Here is a 24,066-nt window from a genome sequence, read left to right on the forward strand (position 1 = left end):
GATCGCTTTGTTTAGAATACATTCCTGTCCGTCACGCGCACCAGGTCGCGCTCCATGAGCGTTTCAGCGATCTGGATGGTGTTCAGGGCAGCTCCCTTGCGGATGTTGTCTGCAACAATCCACAGGTTCAGGCCGTTATCAATGGTTTCGTCGTCGCGGATGCGTCCCACGAACGTATCGTCTTCCCCTGCGGCGTTGAGCGCCATGGGGTAGATTTTCTCGGAAGGGTTGTCCAACACGGTGATGCCAGGCGCCTGGGTAAGCACCACCCGGGCATCCTTGGCCGTGAGCTTGCCTTCGAACTCAATATTAACGGATTCGCTGTGCCCGTAAAATACGGGGACGCGGACCGTGGTCGCCGTGACCTTCACGCGCTCGTCACCCATGATTTTCACGGTTTCGTGAACCATCTTCATTTCTTCCTTGGTGTAGTCGTTCTCCAGGAAGACATCGATTTGCGGCAGGCAGTTGAAGGCAATACGATGGGGGTAAACCTTCACCGTGGGGTCCTGCATGTTCATCAGTTCGCGCACCTGGCCTTCCAGCTCCTGGATGGCCTTTTGCCCTGAACCGGAAACCGCCTGATACGTGGAAACCACAACGCGCTTGATGGGCTGCACGTCATGCAGGGGTTTGAGGACCACCACCATCTGGATGGTGGAGCAGTTGGGGTTGGCGATGATGCCCTTGTGCCAGTCCAGGTCATGCGGATTGACTTCCGGCACAACCAGAGGGCAACGCTCATCCATGCGCCATGCGCTGGAGTTGTCCACCACTACGCAGCCGGAACGTGCAGCGCAGGGGGCGAATTTTTCTGAAGTGGAACCGCCCGCAGAAAAAAGAGCAATGTCCACACCTTCGAAAGAATCCTCCTGCATCTCGCGGACCACCAGCTCTTTGTCTTTACAGGTCACGGTGGTGCCGGCCGAGCGGGAGGAAGCCAGAGGGATGATTTCCTTGGCCGGAAAATCGCGCTGTTCGAGAATGGACAGCATTTCTCTGCCCACGGCGCCCGTTGCGCCTGCCACTGCCACTACAAGGCCGTCCTTGCCCATGCTCGGCTCCTTTCGGTTGTTGCCCGCAAATGGTGCGGGGGTCACTGTTTCAGCAAAGTCTAAACTGTGACAATTGCACAATGCCGAACGGCCTGCAAGAGGCTGGAGGCCCACATCTGCAAACGCTTTGCAAAAAAACAAGCGCCGTGAACATCGCGATTGCGCAAGAGGCAGGGGCGGGCTTGCATTTTTTGGACTTTGAGGCCAACACTCTGTGCAAACAGCGAGGATAATACATGAGAATAAAAACATATGCGTTGCTTGTACTCTTGGGCATGCTGCTTTTTCCCATGGCCTGGGCGCAGCCGGCCGCGGCGAGCTGGACCGAGGCGAAACTCGTGAACGTGGATGCAGACGCGGCAGCCAGCGACGCTGCAAAGGATCGCTACGCCTTGCAGGCCGGCGCTTACTCTTCCGAGGATAAGGCCTTTGAGCAGGCGGAAATTCTGCGTGAGCGAGGTTTTGATCCCTATGTGTTGGCCGTGCGAGCGGCAACTGGCAAGAACGTGCAGTATGCCGTGCGCGTCTCCCTGCACGCCACCCTGGCTGCTGCGAACAAGGCAAAAGAGGCTTTTCAGGCCAAAAGCGGGGAAAAGGGCGTGGTGACTTTGCTTGGCAGTGTCGCCCCTTATACTGGAGCCCCCCTGGAAGACACGCAAGAAAAGAAAGACACGCAAGAGATGGTTCTTGATGACGGGCTGTATTTTTTGCAGGTGGGCGCTTTTGTGGAGCGCGAACACGCCCACGAGCGTCTGGAGCAATACAAGGCAAAAGGCTATGAACCGGGCATGGTGCTGCTGCATGACCAGGAGGAAAATCCCTGGATCATCGTATATGTAGGGCGCTATGACAACGCTGCCGCTGCACGCAAAGCGGCCAAAGCCTTTCGGCAAAAGGAAGGCAAAGACTGCTACGTAAATCTCATTGACCGCAAGTTGTTTGAGTCGCGCATCGAGAAGGAGTGAGCATGGCCAGACACGTGGCCAAGCATTGGGGGAAGCGCACCGACCGTCCAACAAGGGGAGGCTTCGCCCCTGTCTGGATGGGGGTGCTGTCTGCCGTTTTGCTTTTGTCCAGTGTCACGCACGCGCGGGGGGAACTGCCCCAGTATCCCGAGCAGGCCTTTGAGCAGTTTTACACGGCCTTGGACACGGGGGATTGCAACCGCGCCCTGGAACTGCGGCCCGAATACTCCCGCGGACGCTGTCGCGATATTGCCACTGCCAGCCTGCCCAGCCTCGACCTTATTTGTCAGGGAGCGGACAACGCGGCCTTCAGGCTGCGCGTCGAGTATACTCTCAAGAGCTCTCCTGACAGGAAGCGTACTTTTGAGGGCTACGCCCTGGCGGAACGCGCAGAGGATGGCTGGCGCATCACCGCAAAATCCTACCATAGCCTGGAGCAGAAAAAGGGCAGACTTGATGCCGCCACGTATCTGCGCAAGGTGCATGCATTGGACCCTGCCTGTGCTGGTGGCTCGGCAGCCGAGCTGGGCGCTGTTCTGGGGGCGGATGCGGCTGGAATAGATGGCGATTTGCCCCCGCCTCCTGCAGCAAACCTTCCTGCATCGGAAAACCTGGCGCCCGTCATGGAAGAAGTGGCCGTCATGGAAGAAGTGGCCGTCATGGAGGAAGAGGCCGTCATGGAGGAAGAGGCCGATCAGGAACCCGCGCCTGAAGTACCGGAAAAACCTGTGACCGCGCCCGATGCCGCGCCTTCTTTTGAAGCTGCTGCGCCTCCGGATGGCTCGGAAGCACTCACGCCTCCTGTTGTGAATATTCCTGCGCAACTGGAGTTTGATATTTTGCGACAAGCGCCGGAGAATGCAAACATCCAATATTATTTGCCTCCCCCGGTCTTTGGTTCTCAGGTTGTTTTGGATGCGCTGTTCACGCCGCAGGACCTTTCCGGCATCTCGTCCGATTCCAGACTGACATCATTGCCTGAAGTGGATCGCATCCCTCCGGGAAGACTGCTGCCGGAGCGCAGGCTGGCGCCGGTCGCCCCTACCTATAAAGGGGCGATCCGCAACGTGGTAACAGAAGGCGACGCAAAGCCAATTGCGTTGACCTTTGTTCTTACGGAAAAGGCGGATGAGGTCTCTGGCTATGATGTCCAGGTTGTGGATTATCTGCGGAAAGCGCGGGTCCCGGCGACATTTTACGCCGGGGGCAAGTGGATGCGCAGCCATGAGAAACGCACCATGCAGCTTATGGCCGATCCGCTTTTTGAAGTGGGCAGCCACTCCTGGATCAATGTGGACAGCAGCACGTTCACCGGAAGGCGGCTGTTAAACCAAGTGTTTTGGCCCCAGGCGCAGTATGAGTTGATTTGGGAGAAGCTCGTGGCCAGCGCTCGGAAGAAGGGCATAGATAATGAGGAACTGGCCCGGATTCCTGCTTTGCCCCAGACTTTCCGCTTCCCGTATAACGCTTGCGGCGCAGACTCCATTGCGACTGTGGACGACAATGGGCTGCCTGTGGTGCAGTGGAACATCGGCGGTGGTGATTCAGACTCCGAACTATCGCCCGTAGCCTTGGCAGACAGCATCCGTAAAGCCGCGGCGGCAGGCGCCATCGTTTACCTGCATGCAGATGGCCATGGCAAGGCAACAGCCGAGGCGCTCCCTCTGTTTATCCCGCAGCTCAGAAGAGAAGGTTTCATGTTTGTCACTATAAGCGAGTTATTGCGTATGGGGCGCCCTTTGACTGAAAAACAGTGCCAATCCACAACACCTGTGGCAGCCACTCCCCCAGGCCCCACGGAAATCGTTGTCCCCCCGTTGCCGCAGTAGTTCAGAGTCCTCCGCCGAAAATATCGTCTGCATCAGCTTCAGGATTATCCAACGGGTCCCGCATCAACTCGCGGGCGCCGCCTTTTGCTACGCCTCAATCTGCCGAGGAAGCGGCGAGTTCCCGCACCAGCTCCAGGTCTGCTTCAAGAAAGGGCATTGCGCATGCAGCAGCAGGGGTGAGCCAGGCGAGTTCGTGTCCTTCATAGGGAGTGGGGGCGCCGGAGTAGTGTGACACATGGAAAAAATGCAGTCTGACGCTGGCGTGGTCATAATCATGCCTGGCAACACGCCAGAATTTGGTCTCTTCCGGGGTTATGCCCAACTCTTCCTGCAGCTCCCGGGCTAGCGCCTGCTCCAGGTCTTCGCCTGCCTCGACCTTTCCCCCTGGGAATTCCCAGAAACCGGCCAAGGGTTTGCCAGGGGGGCGTTTGACTGCAAGATAGCGCCCTTTGCTCCAAATGATGGCGGCCACCACATCGATGCGTTTACAGGGGGTATTGGCGCACATTTTCAGCGCACCTTGCCACTGGCTTCTATGGCCCAGTGACGTATCGCCCCATCTTCGGCCAAAACGGTGTACTCGCGGGCCAGGTTGGCAACCACGCAGGAGTGGTTTGGAAGAACAAGCACCTTGTCTCCAATGCGCAGGTCAGACATGGATTCGTTGCGAGAAAGAAAGCCATGCTCCTCAGAGAGCCGCGCAACAGAAAATGTTTCGCCGCTGTCGCTTTTCATGTTCAAGGGGCGCGCAAGGCCATAGCCGAGCTGCCCTCCTGCTGCATAGCCATGGGGCGCTGTGTCCATGCCCAGGGTTTTTGATCCGGCATCAATGATAATGAACGATTTGTTCATGCTGATGACGCTGGCAAGCACGCGCAGGGCAACGTTACGTTCTAAAGCGAGGCCAAGGCGAATGGGGGTGCGGTCCAGAAAGACGTAATTTCCAGGGCGCAGCTCGTCGATACCGTCAAAATTTGCCGCGGCAAGAACCGTGGGCGTGCTGCCCACGGAAATGCGGAGGGAGTCGTCATCGCCCTCGGTAATAAGTTCTCTGGCGGCCAGCATCTGGGTGCGCTCGCTTTCTGCCATGTCGGCGGCTTCTTTGGTATCTTTGGCGCCGTAGGCCTGCCCTGCATGAGAAAGCAGACCATGGAGCGCAAGGGAAGGGCAGGAGCGGATAAAGGTTGCCAGTTCGACGAGCTCGCGGCTGTGGGGCAAAACGCCGCAGCGTTTGAGTCCCACATCCACCTTGATGTCCACTGGCAGCCTGACGCCGGCATCCCGCGCCGCGTCTGCAAGGGCTTGTGCCACGGGGATGCTGTCGGCAATGCAGCGTAGGGGCAGCGTGTGCGCATCGATGTTTTTTGCTGCTTCAATCAAAGAAGAGATGCTTTCCTTATTGAGCAGAGGATAGGCCACAGTGACGGGGGCCAGACCGGCTTGCAGAAAAACAAGCGCTTCGCCAGGTTTGGAGGCCGTAAGCCCGGTTGCGCCAGCCTGAAGCTGGCGACGTGCTATCTCCAGACTCTTGTGCGTTTTCACATGGGGGCGCAATGCAACGCCGGCGTCGGCAGCCCGTTTTTGCATGCTCATAATGTTCGCCATGAGCGTGGATTCGCGCAGCACGACACGGGGGGTGTCCAAAACCGAGAGTTTTTGCAGCGCATCCAGGCGCCAGGAATCGTTTGATGATATGGGCATGGGGCACAATAAGACACCCCCCCTGTGACGTCAAAGGTCGGTGTGCGCATAGTATTGTTTGCAAAATAAGCCGAATGCTATTTCTGCATTGATTTTTCGTAGTAGTCTAGGGTAGAACTAAATCTGTTCATCTTGGAGAATTTTATTGCATACAGTACCGACGATACCGGGTGCAGTTGAGATTCAACAGTCCTCTTCCAGGAAAGAGGGCTTTTGGTATTCACTGCCACTTGTCGCGATTCTGCTGGCATTACTGACCGTTCTTCTCGCACCTTCTCTTGCTTATACCCTGCCGAATAATCTGCGTTTCAAGCGTATCGGGCTGGAAGAGGGCCTGTCCCAGGTCTCCATGCTCTGTTCCGCCATGGACAGGCAAGGTTTTCTCTGGTTTGGCACCTACAACGGGCTGAATCGCTACGATGGGCAAGGATTTAAAGTTTATAACAAACATGTGGGCGATCCCGGTTCCATTTCGGATAATGTCATCCGTGCGTTGTTGGTTGATAATGAGGGTGTTCTTTGGGTGGGCACGAGTAACGGTGGGTTGAACCGTTATGATGTGGAGACGGACAGCTTTATTGTTTACGCCAACTCTCCTGATGACCCCACAAGCCTGAGCAACGATGAAGTGCGTTCACTCTACGAGGATGAGCAGGGTACTCTGTGGGTTGGCACCGCAAATGGTCTGAATGCAATGACCAATGAGGGTGGCTTTGTACGCTACGCACCTGCGGAAGGTGAAGCGGAAAGTCACCGTAACAATTCGGTGTTGACCATAGGTAAAGGGCCAGCCGGGGTGCTGCTTGTGGGCACGCAAGAAGAGCTTGTCTGTTTCGACCCAGCTACAGGCGAGTGGCTTGACGCTGCAAAATGTCTGAAAGGTTTTGAAGCACTCCCGGATGGGCCCGTATACAAATTGATATATGAGCCTTCTGCTGCCGGTGATGGTAATGATGCCGGGATGTTGTGGCTTGGCATTGGTGAAGACGGTCTTTTTCGGGTGAATCTCAGCACGGGAGAGGCGAAAAAGTTCTTTCCCGGCGCCTGGGTGACATCCATGTTCAAGGACAGCAGGGGGATTTTATGGGCTGGAACCGAAGAAGGCCTGGCCAGACGGCAGGGGGAAGATTTCCTGCTGTATCGCAAGAATCCCTTTGATCCTAGCAGCCTGCCCCATGATGATATCACCAGCATCCTCGAGGACAACGCCGGGGTGCTTTGGGTTGGCACATACGGGGCCGGTCTGGCCAAAATGGACCCCAGGGTCCAGGAATTTCAACTGTTGCGGAACGAAGCCTGGAACCCACACTCCATACCAGGGGAGCGGGTCAGCGCCGTGAAAAAGGACCTCCAGGGATTCTTGTGGGTTGGCACTGCCTATAGCGGTTTGAGCAGGGTGGACCTGCATAGCGACGATATTGTCACCTTCATGCATGATGATGACGACCCTGCAAGCTTCCCTGCAGAAGAAATCCGGGCCATGGTTCTGGACAGGGAAGGGGCGCTCTGGATCGGCACGGCGGATGCCGGCGTGGTGCGCATGGATACCGAGTCCGGTACGTTTGTTACCTTCCGTAACGACCCGGATGATCCGGAATCGCTCAGCCACAATAACGTCTATACGGTTTACGATGACGGCAAAGGGTCGATTTGGGTGGGCATGAGCAAAGGGGGGCTGAACCGGTTGGACAAGGCCACGGGCAAGGCCGTGCGTTATCCACCGGAGCCGGACAACCCCAAGGGGCTAAGCCACAGGCGTGTACGCGTCATGACTGAAATGGACGGCTACCTCTGGCTTGGCACCAACAATGGACTTGACCGTCTTGATGTGAAGACAGGGGTTTTTAAGCGCTGGCTTCACGTGGATGGGGCAAAAGAGGGGCTGCCGGATGATTTGGTAACGACCCTACTCCCCAGTGAAAAACCCCATACGATATGGGTGGGTACGAACCACGGTTTGGCCAGCTTTGATACGCGTACGGAAGAATTTGTCCGCTATACCACAGAGCGGGGCTATGCCTTCCCCAGTGAGGCGGTGACGGGCTTGTTGCGTGATAACCAGGGGCACCTCTGGGTCAGCAGTTTCAAAGGACTTTCCCGGTTTGATCCGCGCACTGGTGACATTCGTAACTTCACCCCTGCCGATGGATTGCAGGGGTATGAGTTCCTGGACAATGCAACATTCAAGGACCATGACGGCACCCTGTTTTTTGGAGGTGTGAACGGGCTTACGTTTTTTCAGCCCCAGAATATAGATTTCAACACCCATGCCCCGCCTGTTGTTCTGACCAGCGTAAAGGTCATGAACAAAGCCATGAAATTCGACCAGAATGTGAGCCAGCTTGAGTCGCTGACCTTGAGCTACAAGGATGTCTTTTTTGCATTGAGCTTTGCGGGGCTGGACTTCATGAATCCGGAAAGAAACACCTATGCGTACAAGCTGGAGGGCTTTGACAAGGAATGGGTAAACGCTGGGACGTCGCACACGGCAACCTACACAAACATAAATCCCGGTGAATACGAGTTCAAGGTGCGTGCGGCCAACTGCGATGGCGTGTGGAGTGAAGAACCGACAACCCTCCGCCTGATAATAACTCCACCTTTCTGGGCGACCCTGTGGTTTCGAACGTTGCTGGTGTTGCTGGTTATCATGGCGGCCGTGTTGTTTTATGAATTCAGAACCAGAAGTTTGAAGCGACAGCGTAGATTATTGCAGCAACTGGTGGAAGAACGCACCCAGGAACTTGCCAGCGCTTATGCCCAGGTTGAAGGGCTGATGTTTTATTCCCCCAGCGCCATCGCCCTCAAGGACGATGCGTGCAGGTACACAAGGGTCAATCCGCAATTCCGCCGTTTTTTCCATGAAGGTGACGAAACCGCATCCTTGGGGAGCGACAAGGACTATTTCCCCCCTGAGACGGCTGCAAAGCTGGAGCTGGCATGCAGGGGGGTGTTGCAGACAGGCACGCCTGCGACCTTCGAGATGGAACACAACGCGCGAACCTTCATTATACAACTTTTTGCACTGCGCACTGAAAGCGGCGCGCCGTTTTCAGTGTGCCTCATCGCCACGGATATCAGCGAGCGTAAGCAGGCCGAAGACGACCTGCGCGCCAGTCAGGCGCGTTACAGGGGGCTTGCAGCCAACTTCCCAGAGGGCTTTGTCGGATTGTTTGATGCAGATTTGCGCTTTTCCGTGGCCGATGGCGCAGGGCTCTCCGAGTTGGGAATGACGCCAGGCTCCCTGATGGGAAAAACAGTTGCCGAGGCCTTTCCCAAGAATATCTCCCAGAGGCTGGAACAGCCCATGCGCAAGGCTTTGGACGGCTCGAACAGTGCTTTTGATGTACGCATTCTGGGCAGAGAATTTGAAATACGCATGGTCCCCATTGCAGATGAGGACGGCCAGGTGCTGTCGGGCATGATTGTAGCGCACAACGTGACCCAGCGTGTGGAAGCGGAAAAAGCCAGACTCGAATCGGAACAGATATACCGTCGCATCGCGGAGATTTCTCCGGACGCCATCATGGTCCACGACCATTGCGGCATCCTCTTTGCCAATAATGCCGCCGCCAAAATTCTGGGCGTGCCGGGGCCGGAGGCAATACGGGGGCGCTCCATGCTTTCCCTGACTCCCGACGAGCAGGTGCCTGCCCTGCAAGACCTGTTCGATCAGGCCTGGTTGCGTAGAGGTGCAGCAAAATTGCAGGAAATCCAGCTTGTTGACGCAGGAGGGGCGCTTGTCAGCGTTGAAATGGCAACAGTGCCCATCACCTTTATGGAAGGCGAAGCCCTGCTGACAATAGGGCGCGATATCACAGAGAAAAAACGCTTGCAGGCAGAGGCCATGCGTACCGCCCAACTGGCCTCGCTGGGTGAACTTGCCGCAGGTGTGGCCCATGAAATCAACAACCCCATCAATGGGATCATCAATTTCGCCGAGATTATCCGAGACGATGAAAACAAGCGCCTCAGCTATGAAGAGCTTCCAGAACGGATCATCAAGGAAGGCGAGCGCATCGCAACCATAGTGCGCACGCTATTGAATTTCTCCAGAGGGCAGGATGAGCCCCCTTACTACTATAGGGTCGAAGAGGCGCTGCAGGACGCGCTGCGGCTTTGCCGCAACCAGATGGAAAAGGATGGCATCACCCTTTCGGTTGTGGAACAGGATAAAGATCTTCTCCCTGTTTTTGGCAAGCCAAGCGAACTGCAGCAGGTGTTCATCAATTTGCTTTCCAATGCCCGTTTTGCCGTGAATGTGAAATTTGACGGTGTGCCCGATGCGGACAAGCAAGTGGACATTACCCTGAAGAATGTGGAAAACGAAACCGGCAAGATAGTACGCATCGCCATCACGGATAATGGATCGGGTATAGAGCCGGCTGTGATGCAACGACTGTTCGAGCCCTTTTTCAGCACAAAACCCCGTAATGAGGGTACTGGACTGGGGCTTTCAATCAGCTATAAAATTATAAAAGACCATGGTGGAAAAATCTGGTACGAGAGTGAGCCTGAGCGATTTACAAAAGCAATAGTTGATATTCCCGGGGCAGAGTATGGTCATGGAAAATAACATTCTCATTGTGGATGACGAAGAAGGCATTCGCTACGCCTACGGCAGAATCCTGGACGACGCCGGATTCAATACCACCGCCGTGTCAAATGGTGAAGACGCGCTGGCCTTGCTGGAAGAAAAAAATTTCGACGCCGCCATCGTGGACCTGGTGCTCAAGAGTTCTTCCGGAATGTCCGTACTGGAATATGTCAAGCGCACCAAGCTGGTGCTGCCGGTGATCATTGTCACGGGGCAGCCTTCGGTGGAAAGCGCCTCAGAGGCCCTCAGGCTGGAGGCCTTTGACTATCTGGTCAAGCCGGTAAAAAAGCGGGAGCTGGAGCGCACCATCCACAAGGCCACGGCCTACAAGCAGTTGTATGACGAAAAGCGTTCTCTGGAATTGGAAAACGAGCGTTACCGGCGCAATCTGGAGCAACTGGTGAACGAGCGCACCGAACAGCTCCTGCAGGCCAATTCTGAATTGCAGAAAAACGTCAAGGCCAGCCGGCTTACGGAAAAGAATCTCCGCCAGAGTGAGCAGCAACTTCGTCACATCTTTGAACATTCGCCCATGGGTGCGGCCCTTGTATCCCTCGATTATCTGTTTCGGGAGGTCAATGCAGAGTTGTGCCGCATCACGGGATATTCTCAACTTGAATTGTTGCGTATGGGACTGGCCCACCTCATTGAGCCGGAGGATTTGCCTGACTTCGTGGAGCAGTTGCGCATGCTCGAGGATCAGGAAAAGGATCTCTGCAGACTGGATGTGCGATGTGTTACCAGAAGCGGCAAGAATAAGCTGCTCAGGCTGTGGGTCAGATGCATCAGGGATATTGAGGGCAATGCCCGATTCTTTTTGCCCCTGTTCGAGGACATGGAATCCAGGCGCCACATGCGCGAGGAGCTGGGAATACTCAAGGCCACCCTTGAACAGAGCGGTGAAGGGGTGCTTGTTTGCGACGCGTTGAACAAGGTTATCTTCGCCAACGAAGCCGCGGCTGCGCTGTGCGGAAAAGACCGGGAGTGCTTTCAGCAGTCGTCTCTCAGGCAATTGCTGGACGAAGCCGGTATGCAGCGATTTCAGCAAGAGGTCGTGCCACAGATATTGCAAAGCGGCACTTGGGAAGGGGAGCTTACCTGTGTGGATGGGGACGGTTGCCAGCGCACGCTGAATGGTTGCTGCCACACGCTGGATGTGAAGCTTGGCGGCCCAGGCTACTACTCGGTACTATTTCTCAATCCCGCGCAAGAGAGCTCTGTGGCGTCTTCGAACAGTAGGGCTGAAGCCTAGCAAGAACTGGCTGCCAGGCCTGCACTAGTCGCTGTTTTCCGGGGACTCACAGCTCTTTTTCGTATTCTTGGCCGTGTCTGTGCGGCTCAGGCGTTTCCATACAAACGTATCAGGGGGGGTGTCCCCCAGATTCTCCAGTGGTATCTCTGCTCTTGCCAATGCAGTGTGCCCCCCGCCGGAACCAACGTCATTGAACAGTTCGGCAGCAAGCTTGCCTACGTTGCTCATACCCCGCGAATAGCCGTCGCCACGAAGAATCAGCACAACCTTGTCCTGATAGATGCCGGCAACGCCCGTCCAGGTGATTTCGTGCACCCGCATAAAGAAATCGGCCAGCACCACCAGAATGTCCGGATTCTCCACTTCATCCATAAAGATGTAGAAGCCATGTTTGAGAAAGCGGATACACTGGAACGCCTTGGAAAAATAGCTCAGCCACTCCAGCCGGAATTCGCTGCGCACGATCTTGCGCAAAAGCATCATGTTGGAAAATTTGCTCAGGTAGCGGAAAGCTCGGACGTCTACATCGCAAAATTCGCGCTCAAAGCTCTGGGTATCGTTTTTGATGCCGTACAGCAGCGCTGTGGCGAGCAATTTACCAGGGCGGATGTTCAGGTTGTACAGGTACTCCGTAAGCAGGGTGCTGTTGGACCCGTACTCGGGTTTTATCTCCTTGAAATCGGCCAGGACGGGCTCTTCCTTGACCAGAGGGTGGTGATCCAGCACCAGAGAAAAATGGTAATCCTTGAAAAAAGGGTGATGGTGGGGTTGGGAGTCGACTACGGCAAAGCGGTCGTATTGCGCTGCTACATTCGGCGTCAGTCGCACCGTGGGAATGCGTAGGTACTGAATCATGGCCAGATTGTCCGGCCTGCGCACTTCATTGACATGCGCTATGCCCACTTCGCTTACCCTGTGGCTCATTATGCGTTTCAAGGCAAGGGCGGAGGCCAGGGCGTCCGGGTCGGCGTTGATCATGATCAGCCAGCGTTCTCCCCGGGAAAAAAGTTCGGAAAGGAGGTCCAGCTGAGCGTCTAGCTTTCTGAAGTATGCCATGTGCCACCTTTTTTGAGTTCCAGAGGCATGCCCGCCACCAGCAACCAGGCAGCGGCGCAACGCGCTGCAAGCATTTGGTGCAATTGCCCGAGATCACGCGTGAACCTGCGGGTAAAGACGTCGGCCGCCACAGGGCCCAGGCTGATTTCGCTGGAAACGAATCCCAGCAACGCGCCATGACCATCGAGCAGCGCTTCGAGCTCATCAAGCCTTTGTTCCAGGTCGTCGAGAGCGGAGCGCCCCTTTTGCATGCAGGCAAACAACCAGAAATCCAGACTGTCTGCCAGCACCCCTTTGTATCCTTGCTCCAGGCAGGAATGGATGCTCCCAAACAATTCGGTGCCCGTTTCAATCACAGGAAGTTTTGCAGGGCGCGCCAGGCGGTGAGCCTGCACCTGCTTGCGGAAGGCCTGATCGGCGGGTTTGCCCGTCACCAGCAGGCAGTGCGGCCCCTTGCCCTGCAGCAGCTTTTCCAGGGCAAAGTGCGATTTGCCTGATTTTTGTCCACCAAGGACAAGGTACATCATTCTGCAAGCTTCCCGGAAACCTTCTTCTCACCATTTTTTCCATTTGCAGAGGGCGTTTCCGTCCAGCGTGCAACAAACGGGACTGAATTTTGGAACGCGTCCCAGTCGAATAACTCGAGCAGAAGAGTGCGCCCCGCTGCGGTGCCGTATGGCGCCAGGCGGCCAATAAGCGCATCCAGCCTGTCCAGATCTTCCCGGCTCATACGGTCCATGGGCAGGTGTTTGTGCCTGTGCGTCGCACCGTCCGGCGCGGCGTGTGTTTCTGCCGTATAAACATGCAGCATGCGCACCCGCTGCAGCAATCGCGAGGATTCCAGCAATTCGTTATGACTGTAGGCCATGGCATGGCCAAAATCCAGGCAGATGCCGCAGTCAATTCCATACGCACCACGGAGCGTTTCAGCAAGGTCATTGTCTGCAATGTTCTCCAGCAGAATACGTTCTGATGCAAAACCGTGCTTGCGCCAGGCGTAAAAAAAGGCCTGCAGCTCCGCAGCCGTTTTGGGAGGGTGCAGCACATAGGCCCGGGGTGTGAGAAATTCGGCTTTGCGGGCAACTTTGGCCGCTGCAGCCGCCGCCTGTTCCGGTCCTTCGTTCCAGGGCAAATCAAGGGGCAGATGCACATGATAGAGCATTCTGCTGGTACGTCCCGGCAGGTCGGCCAACCATGCGGGCAGGTCGTTTTCTCCGTAGGCAAGGCAAGCTTCCGTTTGGAAAATACAAAGGGCGATTTCATCCACCTGGCCGGACAGAAAACGGCAATTTTCCGCCACGGTTCCAGGCATGACAAAGGAAGGTGCGGCAAGACGCCAGCGTTTGCCGGTCAACAAAGCAGGGGATTTTCGTAAAACCATGGAATATTACCCACCACAAGGGGCAGTATCCCCTTGCAATTTTTCAATAGTGTGTCGTACCGCCGGCAGGACGGCCGCCAAATTTTCAGCCACGGCCTTTTTTGAGCCAGGTAGTGTTATAACCAGGGAGCGGCCGATTGCGCCGGCAAGCGCCCGGCTGATTACGGCATGGGGCGTTTTGGTCAGGCTGGCTTGCATCATTGCCTGGGAAAAACCGGGCAATGACTTGTCCAACAAGGGCGCTATCGCCTCTGGGGTGGTGTCCCGCGGGCCAACGCCAGTGCCCCCGGATGTAAGGATCAGGTCGAACCGCTGGGTAAGAGCCAATTCTGCCACCAGTCCGCGCAGCCGCAACGGTTCATCCGGCATGACAAAACCCTGGCTATGAGTAAGGGGCAAGGCTTCGTCCACCAGTTCTTCCATCAAAGGGCCGCTCAAGTCCTCGCGCCCCCCGGCGGCACAGGTATCGCTCAAGGTGATCCAGGCCAGGCTGAAGCCTTCCTTTACAGGAGTAAGGGGCGTTCTTGCGCCAGCAGTAATCTCGCCCAGGGTACGCACCAGCACCCCCTGTTCCGCATGGGGCGTGCCCCATGGCGCCCACTGATTTGCCAAAACCAGCAAGTTTGCGCCGTCCCCACGCAATTCACTCCCTGCCGGTAGCAACGGCGGCGCCCCTTGCACTTCTATGGCGGTGGCGTCACGCCACTCAAAAGGGGCTGGGGTAAAGCTGATAAAAAATTCCACATCAGCTTCAAAATCATAGGCGCCAGTGTGAAGCGTCAGTCTGGGGCATTCCTGAACGGTCGTGGCGGTCATTGCATTCTCCTCGGAAAGATGTATCGCGGACTTTCATTTTGCCTTGGCTTGTCGTATCAGGCAAGCGGTAGCGCGAATGTCTGGGCGTTTTGCAATGCCATGCGGCGCACTATGTTATCCGGCAATATGCTTCTCACCCCTGTGGCGCGCCAGATAAAGAACAATGTGTTAACAAAGGATATCAGGATGAAAGGCATCATCTTAGCGGGCGGTTCGGGTACGCGTCTATACCCCATCACCAGGGGCGTTTGCAAACAGCTCCTGCCCATTTATGACAAGCCCATGATCTACTACCCGCTGTCAGTACTGATGCTGGCAGGTATCCGTGATATCTGTATAATTTCCACGCCAGAAGACCTGCCGCGTTTCAAGAGCATGTTCGGCGACGGCTCCAAACTGGGGCTTTCCTTTACGTACGTGACGCAACCCAAGCCCGAAGGCATCGCTCAGGCCTTTCTCCTGGCGGAAGATTTTATCGATGGAAACCGTGTTTGCCTTGTGCTGGGGGATAACGTCTTTTACGGCCATGGCATGTCCGCTCTTTTGAGCGGCTGCACGGAGCTGGAAAAGGGGGGTATTGTTTTCGGATACAAGGTTCGCGATCCCGAACGATACGGCGTTGTGGAATTTGACGAAATCCAGAATGTGCTTTCCATCGAAGAAAAGCCCGAAAAGCCGCGTTCCCGGTACGCTGTCACCGGGCTCTATTTTTACGACAGCGAAGTGGTGGACATCGTGCGCGACCTGAAACCATCCGCAAGGGGCGAGCTGGAGATTACGGACGTGAATAACATCTACCTGAAAAAAGGGCGCTTGAAGGTTGAAATCATGGGGCGCGGGTTTGCCTGGCTGGATACCGGAACCCACGAATCCTTGCACCAGGCGGCCAATTTCGTGCAAGCTGTGCAGGCGCGCCAGGGGACAAAGATTTCAAGCGTGGAGGAAATAGCCTACCGCAAAGGGTATATCAGCCGGAGCCAGCTGGAAGAACTGGCCGCGGAAATGATAAAAAATGATTATGGAAAGTACCTTATGGAGCTTGCCAATAGCGAGGACACGTTCGATTAGGCAACCCTGCGGCATATATGCGCCTGAAGGCGAAACAAAAAACGCGCTCCACACCGTATGGGCTGGAGCGCGTTTTTTTATAAAAAGCTGGTAAAAAGGGTGGGCTTAATGGAGATGCTCGCCCTTGCGAATACGATAAATGGCCGAGGAGATGATGATGGCCATGTAAACAAAAATTCCGATTACGCCCACAAAGCCCTGGGGCGTGGAGTGCATCATGTTGTTCCACAGTTCTGCGATCATATCTCTTCTCCTCTCCGGTATTTTTAGCTTGTGACTAACGACACGAACTCAACCATGACAGGGGTGTTTCTGTCAAGGTCTTTTTGGCTGTCAGTCGAGCATACGCGCCGGTGCAAGCGCAATAAGCCCTCCGTCGCGGTCGCGCAACAGGGCGCTGGGAGTGGCGGATTGTAAGCGGATTCCTTGAACGCCCCCGTTGCCATCAAGGATCCATGCACCGCCATCATTGAAGGCAAAGACAGCAGTCTTGCCAGCTGGGGAGAGTCGGAGCGGGCCGAAACTGCTGTCCAGAACACGCCGCGAACGGTAATCATCCACCAGCAGTACGCCTTCATTGGTCGCAATAAACAGGCCGGCCTGCGTCCAGGTGAGGCTGCCGGGGGCAGACGCTTGCATGTATACGCTGTTCGCCCCGGTGGTGGGGGTCCATCTGCGTATGCGGTCCGCTCCTGTTTCGGCAACCAGCAGGTCGCCGCGCCTGTCCACCGCCAGACCAGATGGCTCGTGAAGGCCTGAGAGAACAACCTCTTTTTTCCTGTCCGGGGTAATCGACAGCACAGTTCCATCCCTGGTGTCTGCGACATAGAGCGTTTTGCCAAGAAATACCATGCCGCCTATGGACTTTAGTCCTTCCACAAACGGCGTGGGGGGCAGCTCGGGGCAGCAAACAAAAATCACCCCTGCCGCGGCGTCTGCAGCGAAAATGAGCCCCTTGTCGTCCATCACCATCATATTGGGTGCTTGTCCGGCATGAACCCAGCGCGGTGTTTTCGGCTTTTGGCAACCGCCAAGCAGTGTGGCGAAAATGCTGGCCACAAGGAGAAGCAGCAGTGTGCACCCGCCCCATGTCATCAGAACGCCGATGTGCTGTTTGTGCGCAGGCTTCCCTGTGGTATTTGCAAAAGAAATACGTGGCATGCGCAGCGCCCCATTGGGGCTTTCCTCAGCCATGATTGTCGGCGCCCGGCTGGACATCATGCTTCTCCTTTGGATTTTGAGACACGTTTTATTTCGTGAGGAGTCAGTTGTAGAAAGGGGTGATCGATATGTCTAATATTGTTTTACATGCTTATTGATTCGAGATACAAATCAATCATGTACCTGGGGCGCTTGAAATATTTTCTGGCCGTGGCGGAAGAACGGCATTTTGGGCGAGCTGCCGAGCGGCTGTTCATGACACAGCCGCCTTTGACGCAACAGATCAAGCTGCTTGAAAAGGAATTGGACACAAAGCTTTTTGAGCGTACGAGCCGTTCCGTTAAGCTGACTCAGGCGGGGGAGTTGCTGTATGCCGAGACGCGCCCCTTGCTGGCAAAACTGGAAAAAGCCGCGGAGCAGGCGAGACTGGCGGCGCAAGGATTGGCCGGCAGTGTAGAGATGGCCTTTGTCTCCACGTTCATGGACACCACATTTCCGAATGCGCTCAGTCATTTTCGGCAGGAGCGCCCCTTGGTGAAATTGGTGCTCAGGGAATACGGAACCCAGAAGCAGTTGGAGATGCTGCGCAGGGGAGAGCTGGATCTGGGGCTGGTACGTCTGTTGGAAACCCCTTATCCGGGATTTACGGCCAGATTGTATCATTGCGAGCCGTATGTCATGGCCATACCGCAAAACAATCCTTTGGCCGGGATGGAGCGTGTGCCTCTGAAAGCCTTGAAGGACGAGCCTCTGGTCCTGTTTCCCAAACGCTCCCACCCCATGTTGCATGAATCCATGTTGCATTGCCTGCGCAAGGCGGGGGTGCAGCCAAATATCATTCAGGAAGCCACGCATAAGTACACGACCACTGCCCTGGTTGGGGCGGGCATGGGCATTGGTTTCACGCCCAGATCCATGCGGCTGGTGCGGCGCCCGGGCGTTGTGTACCGTGATATTGATGGCGAGCTGCCCCTTGTCCGGCTTTACGCCATGTACAAAAGTAACAGCATGTTTCCGGCGCTGCAGGCGTTTCTGGAGCATCTGGAAAAATATGGGGATGGCGGTCCGTTTGGTGCCAGACAAGTGCCAGGGGTGCCAGAAACGCTTGGTGAGTAGCCGTACAGGCCAACGCTTGTCTCTTTGAAGAGCATCTCGCTTTGACACAGCGTGTAAAGCGTGTAGGTTCGGGAGATGAGCACTGTTATTTCAAAAAAACGATTACGATTTTCTACATCACGATGCGCCAAAGGAATGCTGCTGGTTTCAATGCTGTTTTTGACGGCATGTTCAGGGCAAAAGCCGGACAACCTGGGCCCGCATGACGGGCGTTTGGCTGCTTGCCCGGATACTCCGAACTGTGTTTCCAGTCAGAGTGACAAGGAAGACGCTGCCACCGAGCCGCTCCCAATCATTGTAAACATCCGCGAATCCATGGCTTGCCTGGTGGATCTTTTACAGAAGCAGGATCGCTGTGAGATTAAGGGGCAGACCCCTGAGTATATCCACGCAACCTTTCGCAGCCGTGTATTCGGTTTTGTGGATGACGTGGAATTTCTGGTGGACAAAGAGCAGGATGTCATTCATGTACGCTCCGCAGCCAGGGTGGGGTACAGTGATCTTGGCGTCAACCGCGCGCGGGTACAGAGATTGCGCGAAAGCTATATAAAGGCATGCCGTCAATGAACGACGAAAAATCAATGGAAGAGACAGAAGGAAGCGCCCCTTATACAGAACCGGATGCAGACGAATTGCAGCCCGGTGTGGAAGTGGAGTGCGAAATCATGACCATGGCCGCAGGGGGCAAGGGCCTTGCCCGCATCGCCGGCATGGTTGTTTTCATAGAGCGCGCCCTTCCCGGGCAACGGGTTCGCGCGTTGCTTTTGAAGCGTAAAAAACGGTTTGCCGAGGCCGCCTTGCTGGAAGTGGTGCGCCATGCGCCCAACGAGGTATCTGCCCCGTGTCCGCATTTTGGCGATTGCGGGGGTTGTGACTGGCAAAATCTTGATTATCCTTCGCAATTGCACTGGAAGCGCCGGCTTACGGCAGAAGCATTGCAACGCCTGGGTGGAGCCGGCGAGGTGGATGATCTGGTGGCGGACACGCTGCCTTCGCCCCTGGAATATGGGTACCGCAACAAAATGGAATTCGCTTTTGGCGAAGATCTCGGAGGCGGTTTGGCATTGGGCTTGCGCCACCGCGCCTCCCATGATGTGCTCAACCTGGAGACCTGCCTGTTGCCGCATCCCGGGGTGCTGGATATTTTGCTCGCAGTTCGCGAATTGTGTGCTTCAAGCGGCTTGCCCCCCTATGATCCTGAAACGCGAGAAGGTTTTTGGCGTTTTCTGGTGGTGCGCTCCATGCCAGGGCAAATAGCCCCTGATGCGGAGGACGAAGGGGAGCGCGTACTGATCCAGTGCATCACCACCGGCAAGGGAGCGGGCGTTGCCGTTGTGGATTCGATTGCGTCCGAACTCATGGAGCGGTTTCCAAAAATTGTCGGCTTCGTGCACGGAGCGCGGACCGCGCCCAACCAGATTGCCATGGTGGAGCGGGTGCTGGCGGTGCATGGCGAAGATTCTCTGCAAGCGGCGCTGCAAGACCCCGATAGCGGAGAAACGTTTACCTACCATATTTCGGCCGGTGCTTTTTTCCAGACAAATACCGATGCGGCCGCCCGTTTGTTCAGCCTGGTGCGTAAAGTGGCCCGGGCAGAGAAAAACGACGTGGTTTGGGATGTCTATTGCGGCGGGGGCGGCGCCGGTCTCTGGCTGGCAAGAGACGCCGCCATGCTGGTGGGCTTTGATGGCAACCGCGAAGCCGTTGCCGATGCGAGACGCAACGCCGCGGCCAATGATTTGTCCAACTGCGTATTTCGCTCCGGAGAAGTCCGCAGGATGCTGCAGGCCGAGCGTGAGGCCCCGGACATTGTGGTGCTGGACCCGCCGCGGGTGGGACTGGCTCCGGAAGTTGTTGACGAACTCATTGCACGGGCGCCCCAGCGCATCGTCTATATTTCCTGCAATCCAGCCACCCAGGCCCGCGATGTGGGACGCCTGCTCGGTTCCTATACCCTTGCCGGCGTGCACCCCGTGGACCTGTTTCCCCAGGCCCACCATGTGGAAAGCGTGGCCGTGCTTGAGCGGAAATAAAACATGTTGGGACAGTAAAGGACTCAGCGCCGGTTTTCTTGCTGGGCGATGAAGGCTTTGTGGAGCCGGGGAGGAACCCTGCTGTAGAAAGGCTCCTCCCCGGAAAATGAATGTGCTGCCGTTAGCAAATCCTGGGCAGTTGCTCGCCTTCCAACATGTGCAACAGCCGGCGGCCACCGAGGTGTGTGACCAAGGCTACCTGGCCGGCTTGCATGGGACCCTCGGGCGCATCCACCGTGCCAATCTGCGTAGCGCGGGCGCCGTTGGGGTCTTTGCGCATGATGTCCAGCGCCTTGTCCGCCATGTCCTGTGGCACAATGCAGATAAGTTTGCCTTCATTGGCCAGGTACAGGGGGTCCAGCCCCAGGAAAGAGCACCCTGCTGCAACTTCCGGGTTCACTGGCAGTGCGCCTTCTTCAATACTGCAAGCCACTTTGGATTGCAGGGCGATTTCATTCAGTGTGGTGGCCAGTCCGCCGCGGGTGGGATCACGCAATACGTGGACCTGCCCCTCACGCCCTAACCCGTCAAGCAGCGCTGCGATCATGTGGCTGAGACATGCGCTGTCGCTCTTCACGCTGGAGCCGAAATTGAGCCCTTCACGCTGGGAGAGCACGGTAAGGCCGTGGTCGCCCAGGTCGCCACTGATGAGCACGGCGTCCCCTGGTTGGGCGCGGTGTCCCGAAGGGGCTGGGTTTGCAATTATTTCGCCTACTCCAGTGGTATTGATGAATATTTTGTCTGCTGTGCCTCTGGGCACTACCTTGGTATCGCCTGTCACGATGATAACGCCGGCCTCGCGAGCAGCCGCCGCCATGGAAATCACCACTTTTTCCAGAATCTCCATGTCCAGCCCCTCTTCAAGCAGAAAAGCGCTGCTTAAATAGCGGGGGCGCGCGCCAAGCATGGCCACGTCGTTTACAGTGCCGTGCACGGCCAGGGAGCCGATGTCGCCGCCAGGAAAAAAGATCGGGTCCACAGTAAAGGTGTCCGTGCTCATGGCCACTGGTCCGGAAATATCCAGGGTGGCTGCATCATCGAGGGCCGCCAGGGTCGGGTTGTCGAAATGCCGCAGGAACAACTCGCCGATAAGGCGGTGTGAGGCCTGGCCGCCGCTACCGTAGTCGAGGAGAAGCTTGCCTTCTGCCATCTCAGGCCTCCAGCCGGTATTTGTAGTAGGCCGCGCAACTGCCTTCCGTGGAAACCATGCAGGGGCCGACAGGGTTCATGGGGGTGCACGCCTTTTTGAACAAGGGGCACTGGTCTGGGCGCAATTTGCCCTTGAGCACCTCGCCGCAGCGGCACCCCGGCAGGGGGTTGGACTCGGACAAGGTGAGGGAAAAGTGGGCAAAGGCGTCGTAGGCGGCATAGTCTGGAGCAAAGCCAAGGCCGCTGCCGGGAATATTGCCTATGCCGCGCCAAAGCGCGTCCTTTGGTTGAAAAACTTCCAGCATCACGCGTCTGGCTTTTGGGCTGCCTTCACTGGAAACCGCTCTGGGATATGCGTTCTCCACCCGGGCTTCACCCTGGTTGCGTTGCCGGACCAAAGAGAGCAGGGCGCTCAGGATGTCCAGCGGGTCAAAGCCCGCAACCACTGCGGGCAGATTATGATCCCGCGCGAGAAATTCGTATGGTTCCAGGCCGATGACCGTGGACACGTGGCCGGGAAGAATAAAAGCGTCCACCGCGGCGTCGGGGTCCTGGATCAAGGCCGCCAAAGCAGGGGGCACCAGCTTGTGGAACGAGAGCACCTTGAAGTTGTCGATCCCCTGGGCCTTTGCCATTTGCACCGTGGCGGCAATGGTGGGGGCCGTGGTCTCAAAGCCGATGCCCAGAAACACCACGGTGGCGTCCTTGTTTTTTTGCGCCAGGGCAAGGGCATCAAAGGCAGAGTACACGACTTCTATGCGCGCACCGTCGGCCTTTGCCGATTTCAGTGTGGCGCCGCCGGGGCCGGGCACCCGCATCAGATCGCCAAAGGTGGCGATGATCACGCCATCCTTGCCGGCCAGGTCGATGTATGCTGCGACTTCGCTTTCATGTGTTACACAGACCGGGCACCCGGGCCCGGATACGTGCACAATGGCTTCGGGCAGCAGGGAATGCAGCCCGCTTTGAAAGATGGCAACGGTGTGCGTGCCGCAGACTTCCATGAACCGGAATGACCCGGAAAGCTCTGTTTCCAGCTGCTTGAGCAGCTTCTTGGAAAGCTCCGGATCCTTGAAGCTATCGAATACGCTCACATGGATCTCCTTGCAGCAAAGTGGGCGGCATTTCGGCCGCAAGGGGTTTTTGTCTATCAAGCACTGCGGAAAATCAAGCTTTTCGGGTAAGGAACGAAAAAAGTGTGGTATGGTAGTGTAACGTAAGGCACTGGCAGATTGAGGACTGGGGCAGGAAATGCCTCTGATGCGATATTGCGCGTTGACACCGGAAAAAGCCGACAGATAATGTATCGCGTTAGAACGCCGATAATATGGAGTGCGGCAGAAACCTTTTTTTTGTGCTAATGGATTTGCCAGGATACTTACTGGTAATAAATGGTATTATTCCTGTTGATGGATGCGCTGCGTACCAAAGACCCTTTTCACCAACATTTACAGAAGCGGCAAAACGTTTTTGAAATTTTAGAGAGACCATGTCCTTTTCCGAATACCCCATTCATGTGAATCAGCTCGTTGTCGGGCTGTATGTGCGCCTGGACGAGAAGAACAAGCGCTTTTTGTCCTTGCGTAAGGGGTTCAAAATCAAGAACGAAGAGCAGATCGAGAAGATTAAACGCAGCGGTTTGACCCACGTGACCTGCGTGCTGAATAAAAGCGACCGGTTGCCTATACCGGTGGGCGCAGAAAGCCTGCGCGAGAAGAAGAAGCCCGTTGTGGTCCGGCACCCGGGGCAAACAGGGCCTGACGCTGCTGGGGAAAACAAGGCCAAGACGCCCATCTCCAAGGAACTGTTTGGTCTCAAGCGGGAAACCATAGAGCGTAACAAAGAGCGTCGCCAGCAACTCTCCAAATGCGAAAAACACTACGACGAAGCTGTTTCCAACGTGGCTGTCATGCTCAGGCGTGTTTCGGGCAAGTCGGACGAGGCCGTGGAGCAGGCCGCCAAGGTGGTCAATCAGCTTGTGGATACGTTTCTTTCCGACCGCGATGTGTTCGTGAACCTGATGACCAACAAGCCAAAGGAAGAAAAACAGCACCTGCATGCCTTCAATGTCACGGTGCTGGCCATGATGCTGGGCAAGGAGCTGAAGCTTTCCGCCACGAACATGCAGTCTTTAGGCATGGGGGCCATGTTCCACGACATAGGCAAGGGGCGGGTGCCCATTACGGAAATGTCCATGGGCAAGGCCACGACCATGAAGTATGCCGTGCAGCGCCACTATGAACTGCACCCGCAATTGGGGCAGAAGATCGTAGGTGATCTGCCCAGTTTTCCCCAGGACAGCCAGCAGGTGATCCTGCAACATCATGAGACCATGGATGGCAAGGGGTTTCCTGCCAGGCTCAAGGGCAAGGGCATTGCCCCCTTGGCCCGGGTAGTGGCTGTGGCCGACGCCTATGATAATTTGTGCAACAAGGGCAATGACAAGGAAAATCTCACACCCCACGAGGCCCTGCGCCACATGTTCACCAAGATGCGCGCCAAGCTGGACAACGGGCTTCTGGCCATGTTCATCCGCAATCTGGGCGTGTACCCTCCGGGAACGCTTGTGCAGCTTTCAAACGGCGCCATAGGCATGGTGGTTTCGACCAACCTGAAGCAGTCTGCGCGGCCCGGGATATTGATCTACCACCCTGACGTTCCCAAGCGCGAGGCCTTGGTTGTGGATCTGAGTACAGAGGAAGAACTGGAGATCAAAAAGACGCTGCGCCCCGAGGAATTACCCCGCGAGGTGTTCGCCTACCTGAGCCCGACACGGCAAATCAGCTACTACGCAGACGTCATGGGCGAGTAATCCTACCCATTTTGGCGCATTAGGGCTGTTTGCAACCGCCCGCTATACCGTTTGGCTGGGAAATGGTATGCTTTA

The 24,066-nt window shown here is 56.2% G+C and carries 20 protein-coding genes; 9 read left to right on the plus strand and 11 right to left on the minus strand.

Annotated elements, in window-relative coordinates; genetic code table 11:
- Positions 1-11 precede the first annotated feature (11 nt).
- Positions 12-1,055: an aspartate-semialdehyde dehydrogenase gene (locus ACZ5EH_RS10290; RefSeq protein WP_464278035.1), complete on the minus strand. Its 1,044-nt coding sequence runs from the start codon at positions 1,053-1,055 to the stop codon at positions 12-14.
- Between the two features lie 236 nt (positions 1,056-1,291).
- Between ACZ5EH_RS10290 and ACZ5EH_RS10295 the strand changes: the two genes are divergently transcribed.
- Complete coding sequence (locus ACZ5EH_RS10295) at positions 1,292-2,020, plus strand: SPOR domain-containing protein (RefSeq protein WP_464278036.1); 729 nt, start codon at positions 1,292-1,294, stop codon at positions 2,018-2,020.
- Positions 2,021-2,022: 2 nt separating this feature from the next.
- Positions 2,023-3,849 (plus strand): polysaccharide deacetylase family protein, encoded by a 1,827-nt coding sequence (locus tag ACZ5EH_RS10300; RefSeq protein WP_464278037.1) that lies wholly within the window; start codon positions 2,023-2,025, stop codon positions 3,847-3,849.
- A 94-nt stretch (positions 3,850-3,943) separates the two neighbouring features.
- Here ACZ5EH_RS10300 and ACZ5EH_RS10305 read toward each other — a convergent pair whose 3' ends face one another.
- Positions 3,944-4,357 (minus strand): (deoxy)nucleoside triphosphate pyrophosphohydrolase, encoded by a 414-nt coding sequence (locus ACZ5EH_RS10305; RefSeq protein WP_464278038.1) that lies wholly within the window; start codon positions 4,355-4,357, stop codon positions 3,944-3,946.
- Between the two features lie 2 nt (positions 4,358-4,359).
- Complete coding sequence (locus ACZ5EH_RS10310) at positions 4,360-5,550, minus strand: alanine racemase (RefSeq protein ID WP_464278039.1); 1,191 nt, start codon at positions 5,548-5,550, stop codon at positions 4,360-4,362.
- Between the two features lie 145 nt (positions 5,551-5,695).
- On the opposite strand from ACZ5EH_RS10310, the gene ACZ5EH_RS10315 reads away from it, so the two are divergent.
- Together ACZ5EH_RS10315 and ACZ5EH_RS10320 are read left to right on the plus strand one after the other, a co-directional pair.
- Positions 5,696-10,126: a two-component regulator propeller domain-containing protein gene (locus tag ACZ5EH_RS10315; protein WP_464278040.1), complete on the plus strand. Its 4,431-nt coding sequence runs from the start codon at positions 5,696-5,698 to the stop codon at positions 10,124-10,126.
- Positions 10,116-11,399, plus strand: a complete 1,284-nt coding sequence (locus tag ACZ5EH_RS10320) for a PAS domain-containing protein (RefSeq protein ID WP_464278041.1) — start codon at positions 10,116-10,118, stop codon at positions 11,397-11,399. Before ACZ5EH_RS10315 ends, ACZ5EH_RS10320 begins: the two co-directional genes overlap by 11 nt.
- 24 nt (positions 11,400-11,423) lie before the next feature.
- Here ACZ5EH_RS10320 and ACZ5EH_RS10325 read toward each other — a convergent pair whose 3' ends face one another.
- From ACZ5EH_RS10325 to ACZ5EH_RS10340, 4 genes are read right to left on the minus strand one after another with little or no spacing between them, the layout of a single operon-like run.
- On the minus strand, positions 11,424-12,455 hold the full coding sequence (locus ACZ5EH_RS10325) for a DHH family phosphoesterase (protein WP_464278042.1): 1,032 nt from the start codon (positions 12,453-12,455) through the stop codon (positions 11,424-11,426).
- The gene (locus ACZ5EH_RS10330) at positions 12,434-12,982 is read right to left on the minus strand and encodes a bifunctional adenosylcobinamide kinase/adenosylcobinamide-phosphate guanylyltransferase (RefSeq protein ID WP_464278043.1); all 549 of its coding nucleotides are present in this window, start codon (positions 12,980-12,982) and stop codon (positions 12,434-12,436) included. The genes ACZ5EH_RS10325 and ACZ5EH_RS10330 overlap by 22 nt, the downstream gene beginning before the upstream one ends.
- Positions 12,979-13,836: a cobamide remodeling phosphodiesterase CbiR gene (gene cbiR / locus ACZ5EH_RS10335; RefSeq protein ID WP_464278044.1), complete on the minus strand. Its 858-nt coding sequence runs from the start codon at positions 13,834-13,836 to the stop codon at positions 12,979-12,981. Before cbiR ends, ACZ5EH_RS10330 begins: the two co-directional genes overlap by 4 nt.
- Before the next feature lie 6 nt (positions 13,837-13,842).
- Positions 13,843-14,652 (minus strand): MogA/MoaB family molybdenum cofactor biosynthesis protein, encoded by an 810-nt coding sequence (locus ACZ5EH_RS10340; protein ID WP_464278045.1) that lies wholly within the window; start codon positions 14,650-14,652, stop codon positions 13,843-13,845.
- 186 nt (positions 14,653-14,838) lie between these two features.
- Between ACZ5EH_RS10340 and rfbA the strand changes: the two genes are divergently transcribed.
- Positions 14,839-15,720: a glucose-1-phosphate thymidylyltransferase RfbA gene (rfbA, locus tag ACZ5EH_RS10345; RefSeq protein WP_464278046.1), complete on the plus strand. Its 882-nt coding sequence runs from the start codon at positions 14,839-14,841 to the stop codon at positions 15,718-15,720.
- A 105-nt stretch (positions 15,721-15,825) separates the two neighbouring features.
- On the opposite strand, the gene ACZ5EH_RS10350 is transcribed toward rfbA, so the two are convergent.
- Both ACZ5EH_RS10350 and ACZ5EH_RS10355 read right to left on the minus strand, forming a co-directional pair.
- On the minus strand, positions 15,826-15,963 hold the full coding sequence (locus tag ACZ5EH_RS10350) for a hypothetical protein (RefSeq protein WP_464278047.1): 138 nt from the start codon (positions 15,961-15,963) through the stop codon (positions 15,826-15,828).
- A gap of 90 nt (positions 15,964-16,053) precedes the next feature.
- The gene (locus ACZ5EH_RS10355; protein WP_464278048.1) at positions 16,054-16,941 is read right to left on the minus strand and encodes a hypothetical protein; all 888 of its coding nucleotides are present in this window, start codon (positions 16,939-16,941) and stop codon (positions 16,054-16,056) included.
- 87 nt (positions 16,942-17,028) lie between these two features.
- Between ACZ5EH_RS10355 and ACZ5EH_RS10360 the strand changes: the two genes are divergently transcribed.
- The 3 genes from ACZ5EH_RS10360 (at position 17,029) to rlmD (ending at position 20,030) form a co-directional block, all read left to right on the plus strand.
- Positions 17,029-17,997, plus strand: coding sequence for a LysR substrate-binding domain-containing protein (locus tag ACZ5EH_RS10360; protein WP_464278049.1), 969 nt, complete (start codon positions 17,029-17,031; stop codon positions 17,995-17,997).
- A gap of 135 nt (positions 17,998-18,132) precedes the next feature.
- Entirely contained in the window at positions 18,133-18,564 is a 432-nt protein-coding gene (locus ACZ5EH_RS10365) for a DUF1499 domain-containing protein (protein ID WP_464278050.1), read from the plus strand.
- Positions 18,561-20,030 carry a 23S rRNA (uracil(1939)-C(5))-methyltransferase RlmD gene (gene rlmD, locus ACZ5EH_RS10370; protein ID WP_464278051.1) on the plus strand — a complete coding sequence of 490 codons (1,470 nt, stop codon included), beginning with the start codon at positions 18,561-18,563 and terminating at the stop codon, positions 20,028-20,030. The genes ACZ5EH_RS10365 and rlmD overlap by 4 nt, the downstream gene beginning before the upstream one ends.
- A gap of 121 nt (positions 20,031-20,151) precedes the next feature.
- Here rlmD and hypE read toward each other — a convergent pair whose 3' ends face one another.
- On the minus strand, positions 20,152-21,180 hold the full coding sequence (gene hypE / locus ACZ5EH_RS10375) for a hydrogenase expression/formation protein HypE (RefSeq protein ID WP_464278052.1): 1,029 nt from the start codon (positions 21,178-21,180) through the stop codon (positions 20,152-20,154).
- Position 21,181: 1 nt separating this feature from the next.
- A complete protein-coding gene (hypD, locus tag ACZ5EH_RS10380) occupies positions 21,182-22,273 on the minus strand; it encodes a hydrogenase formation protein HypD (RefSeq protein WP_464278053.1) in 1,092 nt (363 codons plus the stop codon).
- A gap of 395 nt (positions 22,274-22,668) precedes the next feature.
- On the opposite strand from hypD, the gene ACZ5EH_RS10385 reads away from it, so the two are divergent.
- On the plus strand, positions 22,669-23,991 hold the full coding sequence (locus ACZ5EH_RS10385) for an HD-GYP domain-containing protein (RefSeq protein ID WP_464278054.1): 1,323 nt from the start codon (positions 22,669-22,671) through the stop codon (positions 23,989-23,991).
- Positions 23,992-24,066: the final 75 nt, after the last annotated feature.

The sequence above is a fragment of the Desulfovibrio biadhensis genome (assembly GCF_055388615.1).